Source organism: Ralstonia sp. Ralssp135 (assembly GCF_047304345.1).
Classification (GTDB): domain Bacteria; phylum Pseudomonadota; class Gammaproteobacteria; order Burkholderiales; family Burkholderiaceae; genus Ralstonia; species Ralstonia chuxiongensis.
The window spans coordinates 128,221-147,067 of record NZ_JBGLYZ010000007.1 but is presented as its reverse complement, the minus strand read 5'-3'; the positions used below and the strand labels follow the sequence as shown (position 1 = coordinate 147,067).

The window sequence follows — 18,847 nt, the reverse complement described above, 5'->3', positions numbered from 1 at the left end:
GCGAGAGCTAAGGAAGAATCATGGGAGTGATGAGCGAGATCCCCGGCACGGCCCTGACGCCTGTGCAGAACGAACACCTCGACTGGCTGGAAGCCGAGTCGATCTACATCATCCGCGAGGTGGTGGCCGAATGCCGCAACCCGGCGCTGCTGTTTTCCGGCGGCAAGGATTCGATCGTCATGCTGCATCTGGCGCTCAAGGCATTCCGCCTGGGCGATCGCAAGATCGATCTGCCGTTCCCGCTGGTGCACATCGACACGGGTCACAACTACCCGGAAGTGATCGCCTTCCGCGACGAGCAGGTTGCCAAGCTGGGCGCGCGTCTGGTGGTCGGGCATGTGGAAGATTCCATCAAGCGCGGCACGGTGCGCCTGCGCAAGGAAACCGACTCGCGCAACGCCGCCCAGGCCGTCACGCTGCTGGAAACGATCGAATCGTACGGCTTCGACGCCCTGATGGGCGGCGCCCGCCGCGATGAAGAGAAGGCCCGCGCGAAGGAACGCATCTTCTCGTTCCGCGACGAGTTCGGCCAGTGGGATCCGAAGGCCCAGCGCCCGGAACTCTGGAGCCTGTACAACGCCCGCATGGCGCGGGGCGAGCAGATGCGCGTGTTCCCGATCTCCAACTGGACGGAACTCGACGTGTGGCAGTACATCGCCCGCGAGAACTTGGCCTTGCCGCCTATCTACTACGCGCATCAACGTGAAGTCGTGCGCAAGAACGGCCTGCTGGTGCCCGTCACGTCGATCACGCCCAAGGCCGACGGCGACGTGAGCGAAGTCCTGTCGGTGCGCTTCCGTACCGTGGGCGACATCAGCTGCACATGCCCGGTGGCGAGCACCGCTGCCACGCCGGCCGAGATCATCGCCGAGACGGCCGTTACCGAAATCACCGAACGCGGCGCCACGCGCATGGACGACCAGACGAGCGAAGCCTCGATGGAAAAGCGCAAGAAGGAAGGGTATTTCTGATCATGACGACGAATTCGACGCACCCAGCGACGCATCCTGCATCGCACCAAGGTCTGCTGCGCTTCATCACCGCCGGTTCCGTTGACGACGGCAAGAGCACGCTGATCGGCCGCTTGCTGTATGACAGCAAGGCCGTGCTGACCGACCAGTTGCAAGCGCTGGCCAACGCCAAGAACAAACGCACTGCCGGCGAACAGATCGACTTCTCGCTGCTGACAGACGGCCTGGAAGCCGAGCGCGAGCAGGGCATCACGATTGACGTGGCGTACCGCTATTTCTCGACCGCGCGCCGCAAGTTCATCATTGCGGATACGCCGGGCCACGAGCAGTACACGCGCAACATGGTGACCGGCGCCTCGACCGCGCACGCCGCCATCATCCTGATCGATGCCACGCGTGTGACGACCGTTGACGGCAAGACGGAGTTGCTGGCTCAGACCAAGCGCCATTCGGCCATCGTGAAGCTGCTGGAACTGCAGCACGTGATCGTGGCCATCAACAAGATGGATCTGGTCGACTACAGCGAAACGCGCTTCAACGAAATTCGTACCGCCTACGATGCACTGGCCGCACAACTCGGCTTGCGCGACGTGCGCTACGTGCCGGTGTCTGCGCTGCGCGGCGACAACATCGTTCACGCGTCCGAAGCCATGCAGTGGTATCAGGGCGAGCCGCTGCTGGCGTTGCTGGAAGATCTGAAGGTGGAAGAGACCGCCCCGGCGGGCGACGACGCGCTGCGCTTCCCGGTGCAGCTGGTGGCGCGCCAGGACGGCTCGCAGGCGGATGATTTCCGCGGCTACATGGGCCGTGTGGAAGCCGGCACCGTGCGCGTTGGCCAAGCCGTGCGCGTGCTGCCTGCCAACCGCGAAACCACGGTGGCCGAAGTGCTCACGCCCAATGGCGCAGCCGATTCTGCCGGCCCCGGCGAGACCATTACCGTGCGCCTGACCGATGACGTGGACATCTCGCGCGGCGACACCATCGTTGCTGCCCCGACCACGGCCGCCAATGCCGCCAAGAAGCTGCATGCCGACCTGTGCTGGTTCGACGAGCATGAGCTGAATCCGGCCCGCAAGTATGTGCTCAAGCACACGACCGCCACCGTGTTCGCACGTGTGTCGGAAGTCGAGCGCGTGCTGGACGTGCACACGCTGTCGCACGAAACCGGCCGCAAGCAGATCGCGCTCAACGATATCGGCACGGTCAATATCAGCCTGCAGAAGGCGATTGTCTGCGATGCGTATGGCGACAACCCGGCCACCGGCGCGTTCATCCTTGTAGACGAAGCCACGCACCATACGGTAGCGGCTGGCATGATCCGTGCGTTTTCCTAACGTGGATGGGGCGCGGTAAGCTGCGCCCCGCAGGAAAAAGCAAAGGAATCCAGGCAATGGAAGCGAAGACCCCCAAAACACTCGGCCGCGTGAGCCTGATTGGTGCCGGTCCCGGCGCGGCGGACCTCATCACGGTGCGCGGTGCACGATTGTTGGGCGAAGCCGAGGTCGTGCTGCATGACGCACTGGTCTCGCCGGAGGTCTTCCAATACTGCCCGCAGGCTGTGCTGATTGCGGTCGGCAAACGCTGCGGCAAGCGTTCGACCGCGCAGCGCTTCATCAATCGCCAACTCGTCGATCTGGCCACCAAGTATCAGCGCGTGGTGCGTCTGAAGGGCGGCGATCCGATGCTGTTCGGCCGTGCTGACGAGGAACTGCAGGCGCTCGAGCAAGCCGGCATCGAATACGAAATCGTTCCGGGCATTACGGCAGCGCTGGCGGCCGCTTCGGCGATCCGCCAGCCACTAACCAAGCGCGGTGTCGCTCGCAGCGTCGCGTTTGTTACGCAAGCCAAGGCCGCCGATCCGGACACGCCGCAACCCGAAGGCGTCGTGCCGGAACCCGTTGCGCAGGCCGATTCGCTCGTCTACTACATGGGCCGCGATCAAGCTGCCTCCATCGCTGCGGACCTGATCGCCCGCGGCCGCGCACCGTCGACGCCTGCTTGGGTGGTCGAGGCTGCCACCACGCCTGAGCAGCGCTCGGCCTGCTTCACCCTGCAGCAGATGGCCGATGGTGCCGCCGCAGCGTGGATCAATCCAGAGCATCCGAGCCTGCTGATGATCGGTGACGCGTTTGCCGCGCGGGCGACGGTGGCCGTGCCGGAAGCCTTCTCCAGCGAGCCCCGCGCGCTGGCTGCCTGAGCCGTACCGCAGAGTACGGTCCAGCACGGTTCAGAACGCCAGCGCCACCTTTCCAAACACCTGTCCGGTCTGCATGGCCCGGAATGCCTCCGGCGCGTCCTGCCACGGCAGCACCTGATCGATGATCGGATGCAGGCCGTGCAGCGTCAGCGCCCGATTCATCGCTTCGAACGACGCACGCGAGCCGACCGAGGCCGGTCGGAGGATCGCCTTGCGCGCGAAGATCTCCAGCGGATTCACGCCGCCATCACGCCCTGCCAGGTAGCCGACAAGGTGAATCTGGCCACCCACACGCAGCGCTTTCAGCGAGCGCTGCAGCGTGCCGCCGCCCCCCACTTCAATGACGTGATCGACGCCGCGACCGTCGGTGCACGCGAGCACCGCCTCGTGCCATTCGGGTCTGGCGCGGTAGTTGATCGTGTCGGACTCGGGCACGCCCAGCGCCTGCACGCGCGCCAGCTTTGTGTCGCTGCTTGACAGCACGATAGGCCGTGCGCCCGCCATCAACGCGAACTGCACCGCAAACATCGACACGCCGCCGGTGCCCTGCACGAGCACCGTCTCTCCGGGCTGCAGGCCGCCAGCCTCGATCAGGCAATGCCATGCGGTGAGGCCAGCGCAGGGCAGGGTGGCCGCCTCGATGGCCGATAGGTGCGGCGGTACGACCACCGCGCCGCCCGCGTCCAAGCGGACGGTGTCGGCCAGCCAGCCGTCGATTGGGCCGCCCAGCATGCGGCGCGTGTCGGCGTTGCGGAAGTCTCCGCCGTCCCAGCGTTGCCAGAAGGTGCCGGCGACACGATCGCCAACGCGCAGGCGCGTCACGTTCTCGCCGGTGGCCACGACTTCGCCCACGCCGTCCGATAGCGGAATCAGCGGAAGTGGAAAGCGCGTGAAGAACGTGCCGGAGACAATTTCCAGATCACGGTAATTGAGCGAAGCAGCGTGCGTGCGCACGATGATTTCGTCGGGGGCGGGCGTGGGCGTGTCGCGCTCGATGGGGCGCAGGGCGTCGATGGCGTAACCGTCGGTCAGTGCCAGGGCTTTCATGGTGTCCGTGTTCTCCGTGGGGATAAGCAACGCAACAGCGCGTCTGGCGATACTGTGGCGCGTCGCCTAAGATGAATCCAATTCAATTTACTCAAACAAAACATAACGATTGGGAATGTCTCCATGCTTGAGGAAATGCGCACCTTCGTGCTGCTGGCGCAGACCGGCTCGATTGCCCGTGTGGCTGAGCGCCTGCCGCTCACGCAGCCGGCCGTCACCAAGCAGATCCAGCGGCTGGAGCGCGCGCTCGACACGGTGCTCTTCGACAGGCGCGTCAAGCCGTTCCGCCTGACAGCCGAAGGCGAAGCAGTGCTGGCACGCTGTCGCGCCATCGTCGGGGAGTTCGAGGCGCTGCGCAGCAGCGTGCGCGCGAGTGGCGAACCGGAAGGCGCGCTGCGCGTGGGCGTGAGCCATGCGGTGGGCGATGCGCGGTTTGCGCGCGTGTTGTCGGGATTGCGGGAGCGCTATCCGGCCGTGTCATTCCGCCTGAGCTGCGAGTGGGGCGGCGTGCTGCGCGAACGCTTGAAACGCGCTGAGTTGGATGCCGCGCTGTGGCTGACGCCTTCCAACGCCCGCGGTAACCATGCCGATGCGGAAATTCGCGTGATCGGCACCGAGCCCGTCAGCCTGATCGCCGCGCCCGCGCGCAAGCTGCCGGCCACGCTGTCGATGGCGCAGGTCACGGAAGAGGCCTGGGTGCTGAACCCCACGGGCTGCGAGATGCGCGCCTGGCTTCTCGGCCGCTTCGAAGCGGATCGCTTGACGCCCAACGTGGCGGCGGAAGTGCAATCCGTGCCGCTGCAGCACGCGCTGGTGGCCGAAGGCTTCGGGCTGGGGTTTGCGCCCGTGCGGCTGATCGGGCAGCAAATCGCTGAGGGTTCGCTGTCGGTGCACAAGCTCACGTCGGCGCCTGCCGAGTGGGACGTCTGCGTGCAGCGCGCACCGTCGCTCGGCCGCTTGGCGCGGGTGGTGGATGCGCTCGAATCGGCGCTGTCCACCGACGCGGCAGTGGCGCGTTAATCACCTCTAGACCGCTTTCTGCGTCGGCGTTGAACCGTCAGAGCCGCTTCGCTTCATTTTGCAACGGCCTCTTAACTCCCTTTCCGGACGCCTGCGATGCCGCACGTCATCATCGAGTACACCGCCAATGTCGAAGCCGATGCGCGCATCCCAGAGTTGATGCGCGTGCTCAATGCCGTGCTGATCGGCCATGCGGATGTCTTTCCCCCCGGCGGTATCCGTACGCGCGCACTGCGCCTTGACCAATACCGCATGGCCGACGGGGCCGAAGACGACGCCTTTATCCACGCGACGTTCCGCATCAGGGCGGGCCGGCCAAATACCGTCACCGGGCCCATCTGCGCGGAGATGTTCACCGCCATGCGCGCGCATCTGGCCGATGTGTTCAAGCGCCGCTACCTCGGCCTGACTTTGGAGTTGGTGGAGTTCAATACGCATGGATTTCACGTTGAGAACAACGTGCACGCGCGCTTTGCGCAGGTGGAAACCGAGGGTGGCTGAGCCGACGTGTGAGACGTCGTGAGCAATCCAGCAAGCCGACAGCATCGGTGCAGTGGATTGGCGCGGCAGCGTGCGCCTGAGTGGCAGGCCGCGCGGTGTCGGTGCAAGAAAAGGCAAAGTGGACGCCGGCATCTGGTTACCGCAGGGCCAGAGGCTCGCTCAGTACGCGCCGAGACGCGGCGAACAGTTCCTGCGACGGCACGACCGATTGCGCGCGCAATCGTCCGGGTTCGTTGAGCTGATATCAGAGGCATGGCAGCATCCGGCGCTTGTTATTTGCAACAAACCGCCATGCAAGACGCAACGAATCTGCGCAATCGAACGGGGCGCACACGGGCCAGCGCAGCGATGAGCGCAATCGCGTTGTACGCACTTGCCGGATGCGGCGGCGGAGACGACGGCAGCACGACCGTCGCGACCCCGGCCACGCTCACGCCGTCGACTTTGACAGGAACGGTCGCCTGGGCCGACGTACTGCCCGGCGCCATCGTTACGGTGACCGATTCAAACGGCCGCACCATCACAACGTCGACCGACGAGAACGGTATCTACCAAGTGCCGGTGGCGGGGCTTTCCCTGCCTTTGCTGATCACGGCAAACGATACGCAGGGTGAGGATCCGACCTTGTATTCGGTGACGGCCGGGGCGCACGAAGGCAGCAGCGCGTCAATGATTGCCAATGTGACGGTCCTCACGACGGCCGTTGCCGCAGAGCTGACGCCCGATGGTGACCCGTCAGAACTCAAGTCGATGCGCGCGCTCAAGAGCGTGACGATCAACCTCGTCAATCGGGCCGAGACGGCGTTGCCGTTCCTTTTCTTTCAAAAGCCGCCTCCTGGCATGAATAACAGCCTTGCGTGGCTGACGCAGCTGCCGAGCCGGCCAATCGACGAGCCAATCACCTGGGATAGCCAGTACTATCTTCAGCCGCTGGTCCAGTCGATTGATTCGTGCAACGGAACCGCCAAGCGGACGGAGTGGGCCTGCCGCACGGGCGCACCAGGATTGCCCGGCAACTTGGTCTTCGGGCCCGGATGGCAGTTGACAACGCCGGCCTCGTCGTCGTCCTGATGCGCGCAACTGAATTCAACTGCGTCAGGCTGCAACGACGGGGCGCAGATCAGCCGCCGATGGCGAGTTGACGTAGGCAATAGCCGGCAATCGCGTCGAGCACGGCGCCGTCTTCGCCAACGGCGTCGGCGCAGCGGATGGAGAGCGTGGGATGGGCCTGCGCGCATTGCGCAACCAGCGCAGGCAGATCGCGCCGCAAGTGGCCGCCCTGGCCAAAGAACACCGGCACGATGGTGACACTCTGCGTGCCGTTTGCGGCCAGGTCAGCGATGGTGCCCGGCAGATCGGGCGTCATCAGTTCGAGAAAGGCGAGGCGCGTGTCAACGTCGGGTTGCTGCGTAGCCAAACGCGCGTGCAGGCGGTCGAACGGTTCACGCCAGCGGGCATCACGTGCGCCGTGTGCAAAGAGGACAAGGGCGCGGTCGGCCATCAGTGGCGCTCCACCCAGCGCAGGCTGACCAGCGCCAGTGCCAGATACAGCGCGCCCGGCACGATGGCCGTGAAGATGGCCGGCCACGTGTTCAGCAGGCCGACGTGCGAGAAGAGGTTGTTCACCAGCTGGAACGACAACCCCAGCATGATGCCGCCGAACACCTTCAGGCCAACCGCCCCCGCCCGTGCGTGCAGATACGCAAAAGGCAACGCCAGCGCCATCATCACCAGCACAGTGAACGGATAGACCACCTTCTTCCACAGCGCGATCTCGTAGCGCTGCGTGTCCTGCTTGTTGTCGCGCAGGTGACGGATGTACTGGAAGAGGTCCAGCGTAGCCATGCGGTCGGGGGTGACCATCAGCACCGACAGAATCTGCGGCGTGAGTTCTGAGCGCATCTCCTGCTGCGGCAGCTTGATCTGTTCGCCGCGGAAGTCAGGCGCCAGCGCATCGGGTGCGCCGGGCACGGCCTGCACGGTGTCCTGTGGGGCCACTGTGCCGGGTTTGCGCGGGAATTCAATGAAACGCGTTTCCGTCACGCCGTTCAGTTGCCAGTTCTGGTGGCCCTGGTAGCGCGCCTGCTCCGCCACGCGGATCGAACTCAGGCGGTAGTCCGAATCGAATTCATAGATGCGCAGGCCCTTGATGGACTGGTCCGGCTGCAGCGCGCCCACGTTGACGAAGCGGGTGACTTCGCCGCCCGTGCCGTCCGGCTTGGCGGGGCCGCGATCCTTGACCCACACGCCGGAGCGGAAGCCGGCCGAGACCGTCGCGCCCAGTGCTTCCAGTCGCACTTTCTGTGCGTACTCTTCCGCCTTTGGCCCGATGAATTCACCGAAGATGTACGTGACCAGCGCCAGCGGCAACGCAATCTTGAACAACGACATCAGCGCACGCCGCGTATCGAGCCCGGCCACGCGAAAGATCGTGAACTCCGACTGGCTCGCCATCTGCGAGAACACGTAGATGGCGCTGATGAGCGCCGCCACCGGAATCACTTCGTACACACGCGTCGGCGCCTGCAGCATCACGTGGAAGAACGCGATAAGCGTGGTGTAGCGTCCGACCACTGAGCCCAGCTCGCCCAGCATGTCGAAGAAGATGAACAGCGCCAGCACCGCAAACAGGATGAAGATGAATACGCCGTAGATCTGACGCGCAAAGTACTTCTCATAGACCGGCATCTTCATCACGCACCCGCCTTCTTGGGTGCGAAGCCGAGCAGGGCGGAAATCCCTTTCAGGCCGGCCGCGCTGTAATGGCGGAAGCGGAACAGCAGCACCGCGCAGATGAAGGCGGCAAGGTGGATCGGCCACCACGCCATGAATACGTTCATCTTGCCCTGCGAGACCCACGCCTGCGACAGGTTCAGCAGGTTCGAATACGTCAGGTAGATCAGCACCGCGAAGATCATCGGTGTGTAGCGGCCCAGGCGCGGGTTGACGTAGGCCAGCGGAATGGCGATCAACACGAAGTTCAGCGCCAGCAGCGGCAGGCCGATTCGCCAGACCAGCTCGCCGAGGTTCTCGGGCGTCGGGTTGGCGAGCAGATCCTTCGTGGAGCGGCTCTTGGTTGGCAGGCTGGCATCTGCCTGCGGCGGCTTGTTGGCGACCTTCACGCCGTATTTGTCGAATTCGACGATGCGGTAGTCGAGCTTGCCGGGCGTGCCCTCATAGCGGCGACCCTTGTCGAGCACGACAAAGCGGTCGCCGTTTGGCATGGTCTTGAATTCGCCGGTCTTGGCCATCGCCACGCCAATCTTGTCCTGTTCGGCATTGGCGACGAACAGGTTCCGGGCGTGCTTCATGCCGTTATCGACGCCCTCGATAAAGAGGACGTAGTTGCCGTGCGCAGGCTCGATGAAGCGGCCGGCAGAGATCATCGACAGCACGTCGCGCTGCTCGAAGCGGTCTCGGAACAGCGCGCTCTGCTGGTTGGCCCACGGCCAGCCGAACAGCGCCAGCAGCGCCACCAGCACGATGAACGGCAGCGAGAAACGCAGCACGGGGCGGATGAAATCCGTCAGGCTGATGCCCGAGGTGAACCACACCACCATCTCGGAATCCTTGTACCAGCGCGTCAGCACCAGCAATACCGAGATGAAGAGCGTGGCGCACAGGAGAATCGCCAGGTAGCCCAGCGTTGCCAGGCCGATGAGGAGCAGGACGTCGTTCGGGTTCGCTTCGCCGTTGGCGGCCATGCCGAGAATGCGGATCACCAGGGTGGTCAGCATGAACGTCAGCAGCACGAGAAAGACGGCGCCGGCGGTGAAGGACAGCTCGCGTCGCAGGGCTTGTTCAAAAATCATGCGGATGCGGGATGGGAGGGCGAGGTCATGGCCGGCGTGCGTTCCACCGGAGCCCCTGCGCAAAATGGCGGATAATGTGGGCTTTCGTTGACTCGCCTCATAGAGAGAAGCGCGATGGAATTTAGCACAAAAGCCCTGGATTGGGCCAAAGCGGGCGCCCTGGCCGCCAAGAGCGATTGCCTCGTGATCGGTCTCTTCGAGTCGCAGACCCTGGCCGGCGCCGCAAAGGCGTTGGACGTGGCCACCAAGGGCCTGGTCGCTCGCCTCGTCAAGCTGGGCGACTTTGAAGGCAAGCGCGGCACGTCGCTGCTGCTGCACGAAGTGGCAGGCGTGGGCGCTGCCCGCGTGCTGCTGGTCGGTCTGGGCAAGGAAGCCGACTTCACCGATCGCGCTTACGCTGAAGCCGTGCGCACCGCACTGCGCGCGCTGGCCAGCACCAAGGCCACCAGCGTGACGTGGACGCTCACCGAGCACGCCGCGCGCGACAAAGATACCGCCTGGGCTGTCCTGACCGCCGTCACGCTCATCCGCGAAGCCAGCTACCGCTTCATCGAGCGTCACCCGGAACTCAAGAGCAAGCGCGACAAAAACGGTACGAGCCTGCGCAAGGTCGTCCTGACCGTGCCGGCAGCCGATGCCAAGGCGGCCGCCGTGGCCGCAGCGCGCGGCACCGCCATCGCCAACGGCATGGACCTCACGCGTGATCTGGGCAACCTGCCGTCCAACATCTGCACGCCGACGTACCTGGCCAACACCGCACGCCAGATCGCCAAGGATTTCAAGCTCAAGGTTGAGGTGCTCGGCCGCAAGCAGATCGAAGCCTTGAAGATGGGCGCCTTCCTGGCCGTGACGAAGGGCAGCGTGGAGCCGCCGGCATTCATCGTGCTGCGCTACGAGGGTGGTCCGGCCAAGCAGGCCCCGGTGGTGCTGGTCGGCAAGGGCATCACGTTTGATACGGGCGGCATCTCGCTCAAGCCGGGTGAGGGCATGGACGAGATGAAGTACGACATGTGCGGCGCTGCTTCGGTGCTGGGCACGCTGCGTGCTGTGGCTGAAATGGGCCTCAAGCAGAACGTCATCGCCGTGGTGCCGACCTGCGAAAACATGCCCAGCGGCGTTGCCACCAAGCCGGGCGACGTTGTGACCAGCATGTCGGGCCAGACCATCGAGATCCTGAATACCGACGCCGAAGGCCGCCTGATCCTGTGCGATGCGCTGACCTATGTGGAGCGCTTCAAGCCGGCGGTGGTGATCGACGTGGCAACGCTCACGGGCGCCTGCATCATCGCGCTTGGTCACATCAACACCGGCATGTACGCCCGCAGCGATGCGCTGGCGGGCGCGCTGGTGGCGGCCGGCAAGCAATCGCTCGATACCGCGTGGCGCATGCCGCTGGATGAGGAATACCAGGAGCAGCTCAAGTCCAACTTTGCCGACATGGGCAACATCGGCGGCCGGCCGGCCGGCAGCGTGACGGCGGCTTGTTTCCTGGCGCGCTTTACCGAAAAGTACGACTGGGCCCACCTGGACATCGCCGGCACCGCCTGGAAGAGCGGCGCGGCCAAGGGCGCCACGGGCCGCCCGGTGCCGCTGCTGACGCGCTTCCTGATGGATCGCGGTTGATCACACAGAGGCAAAGCACCGTATGACCCGCGTCGATTTCCACAGCAACGTGCCCGGCAAGCTGGCCTATGCCTGCCGGCTCGTGCGCAAGGCCTACGGCGCGGGCCAGAAAGTGATCGTGGTCGGAGATCAGGCTGCGCTGGAAGCGTTCGACACGCAGTTGTGGACGTTCAGCAAGTTGGATTTCCTGCCGCATTGCGGCCTGCGGCATCCGCTGGCTGCCCAGACGCCCATCCTGCTGGCCGCTGCATCCGAGCCGCTGGACGACGCGCCGCATCACGACATCCTGGTCAACCTGTCGCCTGAACCGCCGGCGCTGTTCGCGCGCTTTAGCCGGTTGATCGAGATCGTTGGCGATGACGATGCCGATCGCGCAGCAGCGCGCGATCGCTTCCGCTTCTACCGCGATCGCGGCTATCCGATCCAACATCACGACGTGGGGCGCGCATGACCGACGGACGCTATCCCGGGTCCCACGCGGACAACAACATCCCCGTTCTGACGGAGATTGTCGAACTGGAGGATGTGGCGCCTACGGCCGCGCCTGCCACGCCGCCGCACGCCCCAGCTGAAGCCCCCAATGTGGGCGTCCCGCCCGCACTGCGCGAGCAGGGGCTTGCACCCACCTCGGCCATGCCTCCCGCAGGCACCGATGCTGCCCGCGTGATGGGCGACGTGATGTGGCGCTTCCAATCCGAATGGCCGGCGTTGATCGAAGCGCAGTGCCGCGCAGCCATGGAATCGCGCCTCTCGCTGCTAAGCGAACAGCTCGCAGCGGAGCTGACCCGCACGCTCGAGGCCCGCCTGATGGATTGGCTGGGCGCGGCGCTGGACGATGCGCTCGCCGCGCAGCAGAAGCCGCCGCAGCGCTGATCGGACAAAGAAAAACCCGCCGTCTGGCGGGTTTTTTGTTGGTGTCGCCAACCACTCAATCCGTCACAGCGCCCTTGCTGGCCGTTGCTGCCAGTTTCGCAAACTTCGCCAGCACGCCACGCGTATAGCGCGGCGCCGGTTGCTTCCACGCCGCGCGGCGGCGGGCGAGTTCATCATCGGGCACGTTCAACTGCAACAGGCGCTGGTGCGCGTCAATGGTGATTGAATCGCCTTCGTGCACCAAGCCGATCGTGCCACCCACGTATGCTTCCGGCGCGACGTGGCCGACCACCATGCCCCACGTGCCGCCCGAGAAGCGTCCGTCGGTAATAAAGCCGACCGACTCGCCCAGGCCCTTGCCGATGATGGCTGAGGTCGGGGCCAGCATCTCAGGCATGCCGGGACCGCCCTTCGGCCCCAGATAGCGCAGCACGAGGATGTCGCCGGCCTTGATCTGGTCGCTCAGGATCGCGCTCATCGCGCTTTGTTCGTCGTCGAACACGCGCGCCGGGCCTGTGATGACGGGGTTCTTCAGGCCGGTGATCTTCGCCACGGCGCCTTCCTCGGCCAGGTTGCCTTTCAGGATGGCGAGGTGGCCCTCCTTGTAGAGGGCCTTATCGATCGGCAGGATTACGTTCTGACCAGCGCGCGGTTGGTCGGGAACCTGCGCGAGTTCTTCAGCCAGCGTTTTGCCGGTGATGGTGATGCATTCGCCGTGCAGCAGGCCTGCGTTGAGCAGCAGCTTCATCACCTGAGGAATGCCGCCGGCCTTGTGCAGATCGGTGGCCACGTACTGGCCAGAGGGCTTGAGGTTGCAGATGACGGGCACGCGCTGGCGCACCCGCTCGAAGTCGTCGATCGTCCATTCCACTTCCGCCGCGTGGGCGATGGCCAGGTAGTGCAACACGGCGTTGGTGGAGCCGCCGGTGGCCATGATCACGGCTACGGCGTTCTCGATGGATTTGCGCGTGATGATGTCGCGCGGCTTCAGGTCGCGGCGCACGGCTTCTACCAGGACGCGCGCGGATTCGGCTGCGCTGTCGACCTTCTCCTGATCGGGATTGGCCATCGTCGACGAATACAGCAGCGACATGCCCAGCGCTTCAAACGATGAACTCATCGTGTTGGCCGTGTACATGCCGCCGCACGAACCGCTCGACGGGCAGGCGTTTTTCTCGATGCCCTCGAAGTCTTCTTCGCTCATGCGGCCGGCCGTGAATTCGCCCACGGCCTCGAACGACGAGACGATCGTCAAATCCTTGCCCTTCCAGTGGCCCGGCTTGATGGTGCCGCCGTACACATAGATGCCTGGCACATTCGTGCGCGCCAGGGCGATCATGCCGCCCGGCATGTTCTTGTCGCAGCCGCCGATGACGACGACACCATCCATCCATTGGCCGTTGACGCAGGTCTCGATGCAGTCGGCAATCACCTCGCGCGAGATCAGCGAGAACTTCATGCCTTCCGTGCCCATCGACATGCCATCGGAAATGGTGGGCGTGCCGAAAGTCTGCGGATTCGCGCGAGCGTCTTCTATCGCAGCCACGGCGGCATCTGCCAGCTTCTGCAGGCCCGAGTTGCACGGCGTGATGGTCGAATGGCCGTTGGCCACGCCAATCATCGGATTGTTGAAGTCGTCTTTCGTGTAGCCCAGCGCGTAGTACATCGAGCGATTGGGCGAGCGTGCCACACCTTGGATGATGTGCTGCGAACGCTTGTTGTCTGGCATGGGAATCTCCGTGGGGGCGGCACTATCGTTGTAGTCAACAGCTTGGCGCCCAGCATGCACTTGGAGAAATGGCGCGTCAAATATATTATTGATTGACTATTGATTCGAAAAAAATATCAATCGCCGATATGGATCTGCGCCAGCTTCGCTACTTTGTGACCGTTGCCGAGGAATTGCATTTCGGACGCGCCGCCGAGCGTCTTTCGATGACGCAGCCGCCGCTGTCGCAGCAGATTCGCGCGCTGGAAGACGAACTCGGGGTCACGCTGTTCCATCGCACGCAGCGCTCCGTGGCGCTGACGGCCGTCGGTGCGCGCTGGCTGGTCGAGGTGCGGCGTGTGCTTGCCGAGGCGAATGCATTGCCCGGGCTCGCGCAGCGGCTGGCGCGCGGGGAGGTTGGCTCGCTATCGCTGTCCTTCGTCAGCACCGCTGATTACGGCATCCTGCCCGCCTTGCTGCGGCATTTTCGCGACGCGCGGCCCGATGTGCAGCTTCTGCTGCGCGAGGCCACCAGCGATGTGCAGATCGAAGCGCTCCTGGCCGGCGATGTGGACGCGGGTGTCGTGATCGCGCATCACGCGGGCTCGGTGCCCGGCGAGCTGGAATACCGCCCGCTGGTGCGCGAGCGCCTTGTGCTGGCGGTGCCCGCATCGCGCGCGGCGCAATGGGGCGTGGCGCCGGGCCAGCCCATTGCCCTGGCGGATGCGGCGGCCGAATCGCTCATCATTTTTCCGCGCCGGTCCGCGCCTGCGCTGTATGACATCATTACCGGCTATCATGCCGCGCACGGCGGCCGGCCCGGAGAATCTGGGGCCGCTGTGCGCATCGGCCAGGAAGCCATCCAGATGCAGACCATCGTCAGCCTGGTCTCCGCTGAGATGGGGATTGCGCTGGTCCCGGCATCGCTATGCAACCTGCAGCGGACCGGCGTGGTCTATCTCGAACTCGCCGCGCCAAGCCCGTTCATCGAGACCGGGCTGGTGTGGCGGCGAGATGCGGCTTCGCCGGTGCTGCCGTGGTTTGTGGCCAGTGCCGAAGCCGTCGCCAAGCTGCAAGAAGACAACCAAACCTGAAACCCACAGGATTCATGCTCATCCATCCGCAATTCGACCCCGTCGCCCTGCATCTGGGGCCGCTCGCCATCCGCTGGTACGGCCTGATGTATCTGGCGGCGTTCATCATGTTCCTGTGGTTCGGCCGCCTGCGCACGCGCCAGCCGCACATCGCCGCCGAAGGCTGGAGCGGTCGCGACCTTGACGACATGCTCTTCTACGGCGTGCTGGGTGTGATTCTGGGCGGGCGCCTGGGCTACGTGCTGTTCTACAAGCCCGATTGGTATTTCGCCCACCCGCTCGACATCTTCAAGGTCTGGGAAGGCGGCATGGCGTTCCACGGCGGCTTCCTCGGTGTGGTCGTGGCGATGATGGTGTATGCGCGCATGCGCGGCCGCTCGTGGATGCAGGTGACCGATTTCATCGCGCCGATGGTGCCGTGCGGTCTCGCAGCGGGGCGCCTTGGCAATTTCATCAACGGCGAGCTGTGGGGCCGTGTGTCGTCGCCCAATCTGCCTTGGGCGATGATGTTCCCGCAGGCGCAGGGCGAAGATCGGGAGTGGCTGCTCTCGCACGCGCAAGAGGCCGTCACCAGCGGCGTACAGGCTGTGTTCGACCAGTATCACATGCTGCCGCGCCACCCCTCGCAGATCTACCAGTTCCTCGGCGAGGGCGTGTTGTTCTTCATCCTGCTGTGGCTGTACGCGCGCAAGCCGCGACCAATGGGCGCGGTGTCTGGAGCATTCCTGCTCGGCTACGGCGTGTTTCGCTTCACTGCGGAATTTGCCCGCGAGCCGGACAACTTCCTCGGCCTGCTGGCGGCGAACCTGTCGATGGGGCAGTGGCTGTCGCTGCCGATGATCCTGATCGGCATCGCCATGTTGGTCTGGTCCTATCGTCGCGCAGGCAACGGTGCAAAAAACCAGGCGCACGCCTGACGTTGCAACTGCGCAAAGAAAAAGCCACCGAACTTCGGTGGCTTTTTTCATGGAGCGGCTCGCTGCTTATTTCAGCATCTGCACGGCGCCGGAAACGGTCACCGTTACCTGGGCCTTGCCGCCCTCGATGGGCACCGGCGCCGAATCGTACGACGCGGGAGCCGCTGCCATGCGCATCATCGGACGCGGGCCCGGGTTGTTGCTGCCCTCGCTCACATGCACATCGCGAATCGTGTAGCTCGTGTAGCCGAACAGCTTGGTGGTCGTCAGGGCCTTGTCGCGGAACGAACTCACTGCCTGATCGATCAGCTTGGCTTCCGCCGCCGTGCGCGCCTCGCGCGAGAGCGTGAAGTTCACGTTCTGCACCTGCATCTGGTTGGCCAGTTGGCCCGCCAGCTTGGACGCCGCTGCAAAGTCCTTCGATGTGATGCGCACCTCCGCACGGCCGCGCCAGACGCTGATCTTGCCGTTGCGATCGGTGTTCGGATAAATGTTGAAGCCCCCCGTTTCTGCCTGCACGCCGGATGTGCGCTTTGCCTGGTTGATCACCTCATCGGCCTTGCGCGAGAGGGCCGTGGAGATTGCGCCCGGGTCCGCGCCTTCCTGCTCGGCCCCCAGGGTGAGCGTGACGGTGTCGGTCGGCACTTCGGCCACGGCCTGCGCATCCAGCGACAGTACGCCCGAATGATTCGTTTCAGGAGCGGCTTGTGCGAAAGCAGTCGTCATCATTGCAGTCCCCAAAATAGTTGCGGCCAGGACAGATTTCATTGTGTTCTCCCAAAAAAGCAATGTGATGCGTCTGACTGGTCGTTACGCGCATCGTTCATCACGTTTGTAACAATTCCCTGCCGATGCCAACCGTTCACTCAGGATCGCGCATCAATTTGGTGGTGATGTAACGCCATTGCGCGGGCGTGACGGGCGTGATCGAAAGGCGGTTGCCGCGTTGCAGCACCGTCATGTCGGCGAGCTGTTCCTGCGCACGCAACGTCGGCAGATCGATCAGTGCGCATTTGCGCACGAACTTTACGTCGACGAGCATCCAGCGCGGCGCTTCCGGCTTCGATGCGGGGTCGTGGTAATGGCTCTTGGCGTCGAACTGCGTTGGATCGGGATAGCTGGTCGAGCAGACTTCCGCCAGCCCCGCGATGCCGGGCTGCGGACAGGAAGAGTGGTAGAACAGCACGCCGTCGCCGATGCGCATGCGGTCACGCATGAAGTTGCGTGCCTGATAGTTCCTGACGCCGGTCCAAGGCAAGGTGCCTTCGGCGTGCAGCGTGTCGATGCTGGCCTCGTCGGGCTCGGACTTCATCAACCAGTATTGGGTGGCCATCGTGTGGGGTGCGCGGGCGACGTGCAGGGAGGTGACGGTGTGCGCAGCATAGCAACACGGCTGCGGCCTCGCCATTGGCGCTGTGGCAATGGCGGGCGTATCAAGGATAGGCAAAGAAAAAGGCGGTAGCGCACATGTGCACTACCGCCTTTTGTTGGGTCCCCACCTTGGCCGCTAGACCCGCATCCTGAACCCAAGTGAGGTTCAGAGTGGCAGCGGAAGCCGCATTTTGGGTACATCACCGGCGCAGGGAGCCCACGACTTGCGTCGCACGCTATGCACTGGAAGACGCGCTCGCCCACACGGCATATCCCGCACCAAGCAATGCTTATCGGTTCAAGGAATTAATGGCCATGGCGAACCAGGCAGGGAAACTGTCAGACGCATCATCACGCTGTGTTTTGAGCGCATGGCGATGCGTCTGAAAGATTCATCGCAGGCAACCGTTTATCTCTACCCTGTAGCCGCTAAAGCCTTATGCTGCAAGGGTTTGCGGGAGATTCCGGAAGCCATTGGGTCACACTATACACCCGTTCGCATCCGAACCCAAGCCCGGATGCGATCCGGTTACAAACACGTTTTGACCTTCGCTAAATGACTTCGCCGTACTGGCGCAGCGCCTCGTCAGTGCGGGCATTCAGGTCGGCCAGTTTGGCGCGAATCGAGTCGATCGGCAGGGCGGAATCGGACGCGGCCTGGCGTTGCATCGACAGCAAATCCGACGCGATGCTGATGGCGGCCATCACGGCAACGCGCTCGATGCCCTTGGTGTTCGAGCCGTTCTTGATGCGCGTCATCTGGTTGTCGACCATGGCTGCGGCTTCACGCAGCGCGGCTTCGTTATCGACCGAGACGGCAAACTTGTAGGGCTGCCCGGCGATGTTCACTTCAATTTGCTTGCTGCTCATGCTTAGGTCTCCGAATGCGGGGCGGGGGCGGCCGTTGTTTCATCGGCGCCTGCGGCCTGGCCGAGGAGGTCAAGCTGGCGCGCGTCGGTAGCCGTGGGCAGCTTGTCGAGAATCGATTGGATGCGCAGTTGCGCTTCTTCGATCTTGGCATTGAGCACGCTGCGATCGGCGACCATCGCGTCGCGCTCGGTCTTGGAGGCCTCGGCTTCCGCCTGAAGCCGCTCGACTTCGGCGCGCAGGCGCTGGTTCTCGGCGGCTAGCGCATCGGCGTGACGCAGCACGCGCGCGATCTTGCCGGCAAGTTGTTCGAGTTCGTTCAGCATTGGGTGTCAATCAGAATCGAGTGGGGGGATTTTAGCCGATCATGCGCGCCGCGCCTGTCCTCCATACGGATGCGCAATATGCGGCGGCATGAGGCGACGCAGCGGGCACAACGGGCGGAGGGTGTGTTTTTACCGCGACTGGGGCGGGTTTTGCGGGCCTTTTCCGTTAAACTTCGCGGCGTCCTGGTGCCCGCAGCACCATCTGCAGTTAAACGGGAAGCAGGGAGCGCGCGCCCCAAGCGATGCGCCAACCTGCGCTGCCCCCGCAACGGTAAGCGAACGTCGCGTGTGCCTGCCATCTCGCAAAGAAGATGGGTGCCGCGCGGTCTGTCCATATGCCACTGTTCCTTTGGGAATGGGAAGGCGGACAGGCCGCTTCGCCAGCCCGGATACCGGCCAGGACGGTGGATCTCAGAGCCGATGTGAAACCCTGGAGGGAACCGCATCGAGATCCTGCTGCCAGCGACCCGCGGGGGAACGGGTCCGGCTGACGCTTCTTGTCTTTTCAACATGAGCTTGA

The 18,847-nt window shown here is 64.1% G+C and carries 20 protein-coding genes, 1 other RNA gene and 1 riboswitch; of the genes, 11 read left to right on the top strand and 10 right to left on the bottom strand.

The genetic code is table 11. The features are described from left to right. The first annotated feature begins 20 nt into the window (after positions 1-20). Genes cysD through cobA form a run of 3 tightly spaced genes read left to right on the top strand, consistent with a single transcriptional unit; the run spans position 21 to position 3,168 of the window. Complete coding sequence (gene cysD, locus ACCD03_RS08170) at positions 21-971, top strand: sulfate adenylyltransferase subunit CysD (protein ID WP_253538369.1); 951 nt, start codon at positions 21-23, stop codon at positions 969-971. A 2-nt stretch (positions 972-973) separates the two neighbouring features. Then, positions 974-2,305 (top strand): sulfate adenylyltransferase subunit 1, encoded by a 1,332-nt coding sequence (locus ACCD03_RS08165; protein WP_325649548.1) that lies wholly within the window; start codon positions 974-976, stop codon positions 2,303-2,305. Between the two features lie 56 nt (positions 2,306-2,361). Beyond that, entirely contained in the window at positions 2,362-3,168 is an 807-nt protein-coding gene (cobA, locus tag ACCD03_RS08160; RefSeq protein WP_413411264.1) for a uroporphyrinogen-III C-methyltransferase, read from the top strand. 30 nt (positions 3,169-3,198) lie between these two features. Here the strand turns inward: cobA and ACCD03_RS08155 are convergent, their stop codons facing one another. Next, a complete protein-coding gene (locus ACCD03_RS08155; RefSeq protein ID WP_413411263.1) occupies positions 3,199-4,215 on the bottom strand; it encodes a zinc-dependent alcohol dehydrogenase family protein in 1,017 nt (338 codons plus the stop codon). A 123-nt stretch (positions 4,216-4,338) separates the two neighbouring features. On the opposite strand from ACCD03_RS08155, the gene ACCD03_RS08150 reads away from it, so the two are divergent. The 3 genes from ACCD03_RS08150 to ACCD03_RS08140 all read left to right on the top strand — a co-directional run bounded on the left by ACCD03_RS08150 (position 4,339) and on the right by ACCD03_RS08140 (position 6,807). Then, complete coding sequence (locus tag ACCD03_RS08150; RefSeq protein ID WP_413411262.1) at positions 4,339-5,235, top strand: LysR family transcriptional regulator; 897 nt, start codon at positions 4,339-4,341, stop codon at positions 5,233-5,235. A gap of 96 nt (positions 5,236-5,331) precedes the next feature. After that, positions 5,332-5,736: a 5-carboxymethyl-2-hydroxymuconate Delta-isomerase gene (locus tag ACCD03_RS08145; protein WP_045202828.1), complete on the top strand. Its 405-nt coding sequence runs from the start codon at positions 5,332-5,334 to the stop codon at positions 5,734-5,736. A gap of 291 nt (positions 5,737-6,027) precedes the next feature. Then, positions 6,028-6,807, top strand: a complete 780-nt coding sequence (locus ACCD03_RS08140) for a hypothetical protein (RefSeq protein ID WP_413411261.1) — start codon at positions 6,028-6,030, stop codon at positions 6,805-6,807. Positions 6,808-6,856: 49 nt separating this feature from the next. Here the strand turns inward: ACCD03_RS08140 and ACCD03_RS08135 are convergent, their stop codons facing one another. Genes ACCD03_RS08135 through lptF form a run of 3 tightly spaced genes read right to left on the bottom strand, consistent with a single transcriptional unit; the run spans position 6,857 to position 9,548 of the window. Next, positions 6,857-7,237: a sirohydrochlorin chelatase gene (locus ACCD03_RS08135; RefSeq protein ID WP_413411260.1), complete on the bottom strand. Its 381-nt coding sequence runs from the start codon at positions 7,235-7,237 to the stop codon at positions 6,857-6,859. Beyond that, positions 7,237-8,430: an LPS export ABC transporter permease LptG gene (gene lptG / locus ACCD03_RS08130; protein WP_045202831.1), complete on the bottom strand. Its 1,194-nt coding sequence runs from the start codon at positions 8,428-8,430 to the stop codon at positions 7,237-7,239. Before lptG ends, ACCD03_RS08135 begins: the two co-directional genes overlap by 1 nt. Next, positions 8,430-9,548 (bottom strand): LPS export ABC transporter permease LptF, encoded by a 1,119-nt coding sequence (lptF, locus tag ACCD03_RS08125; RefSeq protein ID WP_045202832.1) that lies wholly within the window; start codon positions 9,546-9,548, stop codon positions 8,430-8,432. Before lptF ends, lptG begins: the two co-directional genes overlap by 1 nt. Before the next feature lie 114 nt (positions 9,549-9,662). On the opposite strand from lptF, the gene ACCD03_RS08120 reads away from it, so the two are divergent. The 3 genes from ACCD03_RS08120 to ACCD03_RS08110 are packed head-to-tail and all read left to right on the top strand — an operon-like array spanning position 9,663 to position 12,044. Beyond that, complete coding sequence (locus ACCD03_RS08120) at positions 9,663-11,171, top strand: leucyl aminopeptidase (RefSeq protein WP_045202833.1); 1,509 nt, start codon at positions 9,663-9,665, stop codon at positions 11,169-11,171. Between the two features lie 22 nt (positions 11,172-11,193). Beyond that, a complete protein-coding gene (locus tag ACCD03_RS08115; RefSeq protein ID WP_413411259.1) occupies positions 11,194-11,622 on the top strand; it encodes a DNA polymerase III subunit chi in 429 nt (142 codons plus the stop codon). Further along, the gene (locus ACCD03_RS08110) at positions 11,619-12,044 is read left to right on the top strand and encodes a DUF2486 domain-containing protein (protein WP_325649533.1); all 426 of its coding nucleotides are present in this window, start codon (positions 11,619-11,621) and stop codon (positions 12,042-12,044) included. The genes ACCD03_RS08115 and ACCD03_RS08110 overlap by 4 nt, the downstream gene beginning before the upstream one ends. A gap of 55 nt (positions 12,045-12,099) precedes the next feature. Here ACCD03_RS08110 and ilvD read toward each other — a convergent pair whose 3' ends face one another. Then, positions 12,100-13,773 (bottom strand): dihydroxy-acid dehydratase, encoded by a 1,674-nt coding sequence (gene ilvD / locus ACCD03_RS08105; protein ID WP_413411258.1) that lies wholly within the window; start codon positions 13,771-13,773, stop codon positions 12,100-12,102. Between the two features lie 128 nt (positions 13,774-13,901). On the opposite strand from ilvD, the gene ACCD03_RS08100 reads away from it, so the two are divergent. Beyond that, a complete protein-coding gene (locus ACCD03_RS08100; protein ID WP_253538342.1) occupies positions 13,902-14,846 on the top strand; it encodes a LysR substrate-binding domain-containing protein in 945 nt (314 codons plus the stop codon). 14 nt (positions 14,847-14,860) lie between these two features. Then, positions 14,861-15,763, top strand: coding sequence for a prolipoprotein diacylglyceryl transferase (gene lgt / locus ACCD03_RS08095; RefSeq protein WP_413411257.1), 903 nt, complete (start codon positions 14,861-14,863; stop codon positions 15,761-15,763). Positions 15,764-15,829: 66 nt separating this feature from the next. On the opposite strand, the gene ACCD03_RS08090 is transcribed toward lgt, so the two are convergent. The 5 genes from ACCD03_RS08090 to ACCD03_RS08070 all read right to left on the bottom strand — a co-directional run bounded on the left by ACCD03_RS08090 (position 15,830) and on the right by ACCD03_RS08070 (position 18,327). Beyond that, complete coding sequence (locus ACCD03_RS08090) at positions 15,830-16,531, bottom strand: SIMPL domain-containing protein (protein ID WP_045202839.1); 702 nt, start codon at positions 16,529-16,531, stop codon at positions 15,830-15,832. A gap of 94 nt (positions 16,532-16,625) precedes the next feature. Continuing rightward, a complete protein-coding gene (locus ACCD03_RS08085; protein WP_024975020.1) occupies positions 16,626-17,096 on the bottom strand; it encodes an EVE domain-containing protein in 471 nt (156 codons plus the stop codon). Between the two features lie 155 nt (positions 17,097-17,251). Further along, positions 17,252-17,471: non-coding RNA, 6S RNA (gene ssrS, locus ACCD03_RS08080), on the bottom strand. A gap of 215 nt (positions 17,472-17,686) precedes the next feature. Further along, the gene (locus ACCD03_RS08075; protein ID WP_045202841.1) at positions 17,687-18,004 is read right to left on the bottom strand and encodes a cell division protein ZapA; all 318 of its coding nucleotides are present in this window, start codon (positions 18,002-18,004) and stop codon (positions 17,687-17,689) included. Positions 18,005-18,006: 2 nt separating this feature from the next. Beyond that, on the bottom strand, positions 18,007-18,327 hold the full coding sequence (locus ACCD03_RS08070) for a hypothetical protein (protein WP_045202842.1): 321 nt from the start codon (positions 18,325-18,327) through the stop codon (positions 18,007-18,009). Between the two features lie 167 nt (positions 18,328-18,494). Beyond that, positions 18,495-18,743: riboswitch (cobalamin riboswitch) on the top strand. The last annotated feature ends 104 nt before the right edge of the window (positions 18,744-18,847 follow it).

Excerpts from the sequence above, each read along its gene's own strand:
- cysD (WP_253538369.1), top strand. The coding sequence starts at position 21 with ATGGGAGTGATGAGCGAGATCCCCGGCACGGCCCTGACGCCTGTGCAG.
- ACCD03_RS08165 (WP_325649548.1), top strand. The coding sequence starts at position 974 with ATGACGACGAATTCGACGCACCCAGCGACGCATCCTGCATCGCACCAA.
- cobA (WP_413411264.1), top strand. The coding sequence starts at position 2,362 with ATGGAAGCGAAGACCCCCAAAACACTCGGCCGCGTGAGCCTGATTGGT.
- ACCD03_RS08155 (WP_413411263.1), bottom strand. The coding sequence starts at position 4,215 with ATGAAAGCCCTGGCACTGACCGACGGTTACGCCATCGACGCCCTGCGC.
- ACCD03_RS08150 (WP_413411262.1), top strand. The coding sequence starts at position 4,339 with ATGCTTGAGGAAATGCGCACCTTCGTGCTGCTGGCGCAGACCGGCTCG.
- ACCD03_RS08145 (WP_045202828.1), top strand. The coding sequence starts at position 5,332 with ATGCCGCACGTCATCATCGAGTACACCGCCAATGTCGAAGCCGATGCG.
- ACCD03_RS08140 (WP_413411261.1), top strand. The coding sequence starts at position 6,028 with ATGCAAGACGCAACGAATCTGCGCAATCGAACGGGGCGCACACGGGCC.
- ACCD03_RS08135 (WP_413411260.1), bottom strand. The coding sequence starts at position 7,237 with ATGGCCGACCGCGCCCTTGTCCTCTTTGCACACGGCGCACGTGATGCC.
- lptG (WP_045202831.1), bottom strand. The coding sequence starts at position 8,430 with ATGAAGATGCCGGTCTATGAGAAGTACTTTGCGCGTCAGATCTACGGC.
- lptF (WP_045202832.1), bottom strand. The coding sequence starts at position 9,548 with ATGATTTTTGAACAAGCCCTGCGACGCGAGCTGTCCTTCACCGCCGGC.
- ACCD03_RS08120 (WP_045202833.1), top strand. The coding sequence starts at position 9,663 with ATGGAATTTAGCACAAAAGCCCTGGATTGGGCCAAAGCGGGCGCCCTG.
- ACCD03_RS08115 (WP_413411259.1), top strand. The coding sequence starts at position 11,194 with ATGACCCGCGTCGATTTCCACAGCAACGTGCCCGGCAAGCTGGCCTAT.
- ACCD03_RS08110 (WP_325649533.1), top strand. The coding sequence starts at position 11,619 with ATGACCGACGGACGCTATCCCGGGTCCCACGCGGACAACAACATCCCC.
- ilvD (WP_413411258.1), bottom strand. The coding sequence starts at position 13,773 with ATGCCAGACAACAAGCGTTCGCAGCACATCATCCAAGGTGTGGCACGC.
- ACCD03_RS08100 (WP_253538342.1), top strand. The coding sequence starts at position 13,902 with ATGGATCTGCGCCAGCTTCGCTACTTTGTGACCGTTGCCGAGGAATTG.
- lgt (WP_413411257.1), top strand. The coding sequence starts at position 14,861 with ATGCTCATCCATCCGCAATTCGACCCCGTCGCCCTGCATCTGGGGCCG.
- ACCD03_RS08090 (WP_045202839.1), bottom strand. The coding sequence starts at position 16,531 with ATGAAATCTGTCCTGGCCGCAACTATTTTGGGGACTGCAATGATGACG.
- ACCD03_RS08085 (WP_024975020.1), bottom strand. The coding sequence starts at position 17,096 with ATGGCCACCCAATACTGGTTGATGAAGTCCGAGCCCGACGAGGCCAGC.
- ACCD03_RS08075 (WP_045202841.1), bottom strand. The coding sequence starts at position 18,004 with ATGAGCAGCAAGCAAATTGAAGTGAACATCGCCGGGCAGCCCTACAAG.
- ACCD03_RS08070 (WP_045202842.1), bottom strand. The coding sequence starts at position 18,327 with ATGCTGAACGAACTCGAACAACTTGCCGGCAAGATCGCGCGCGTGCTG.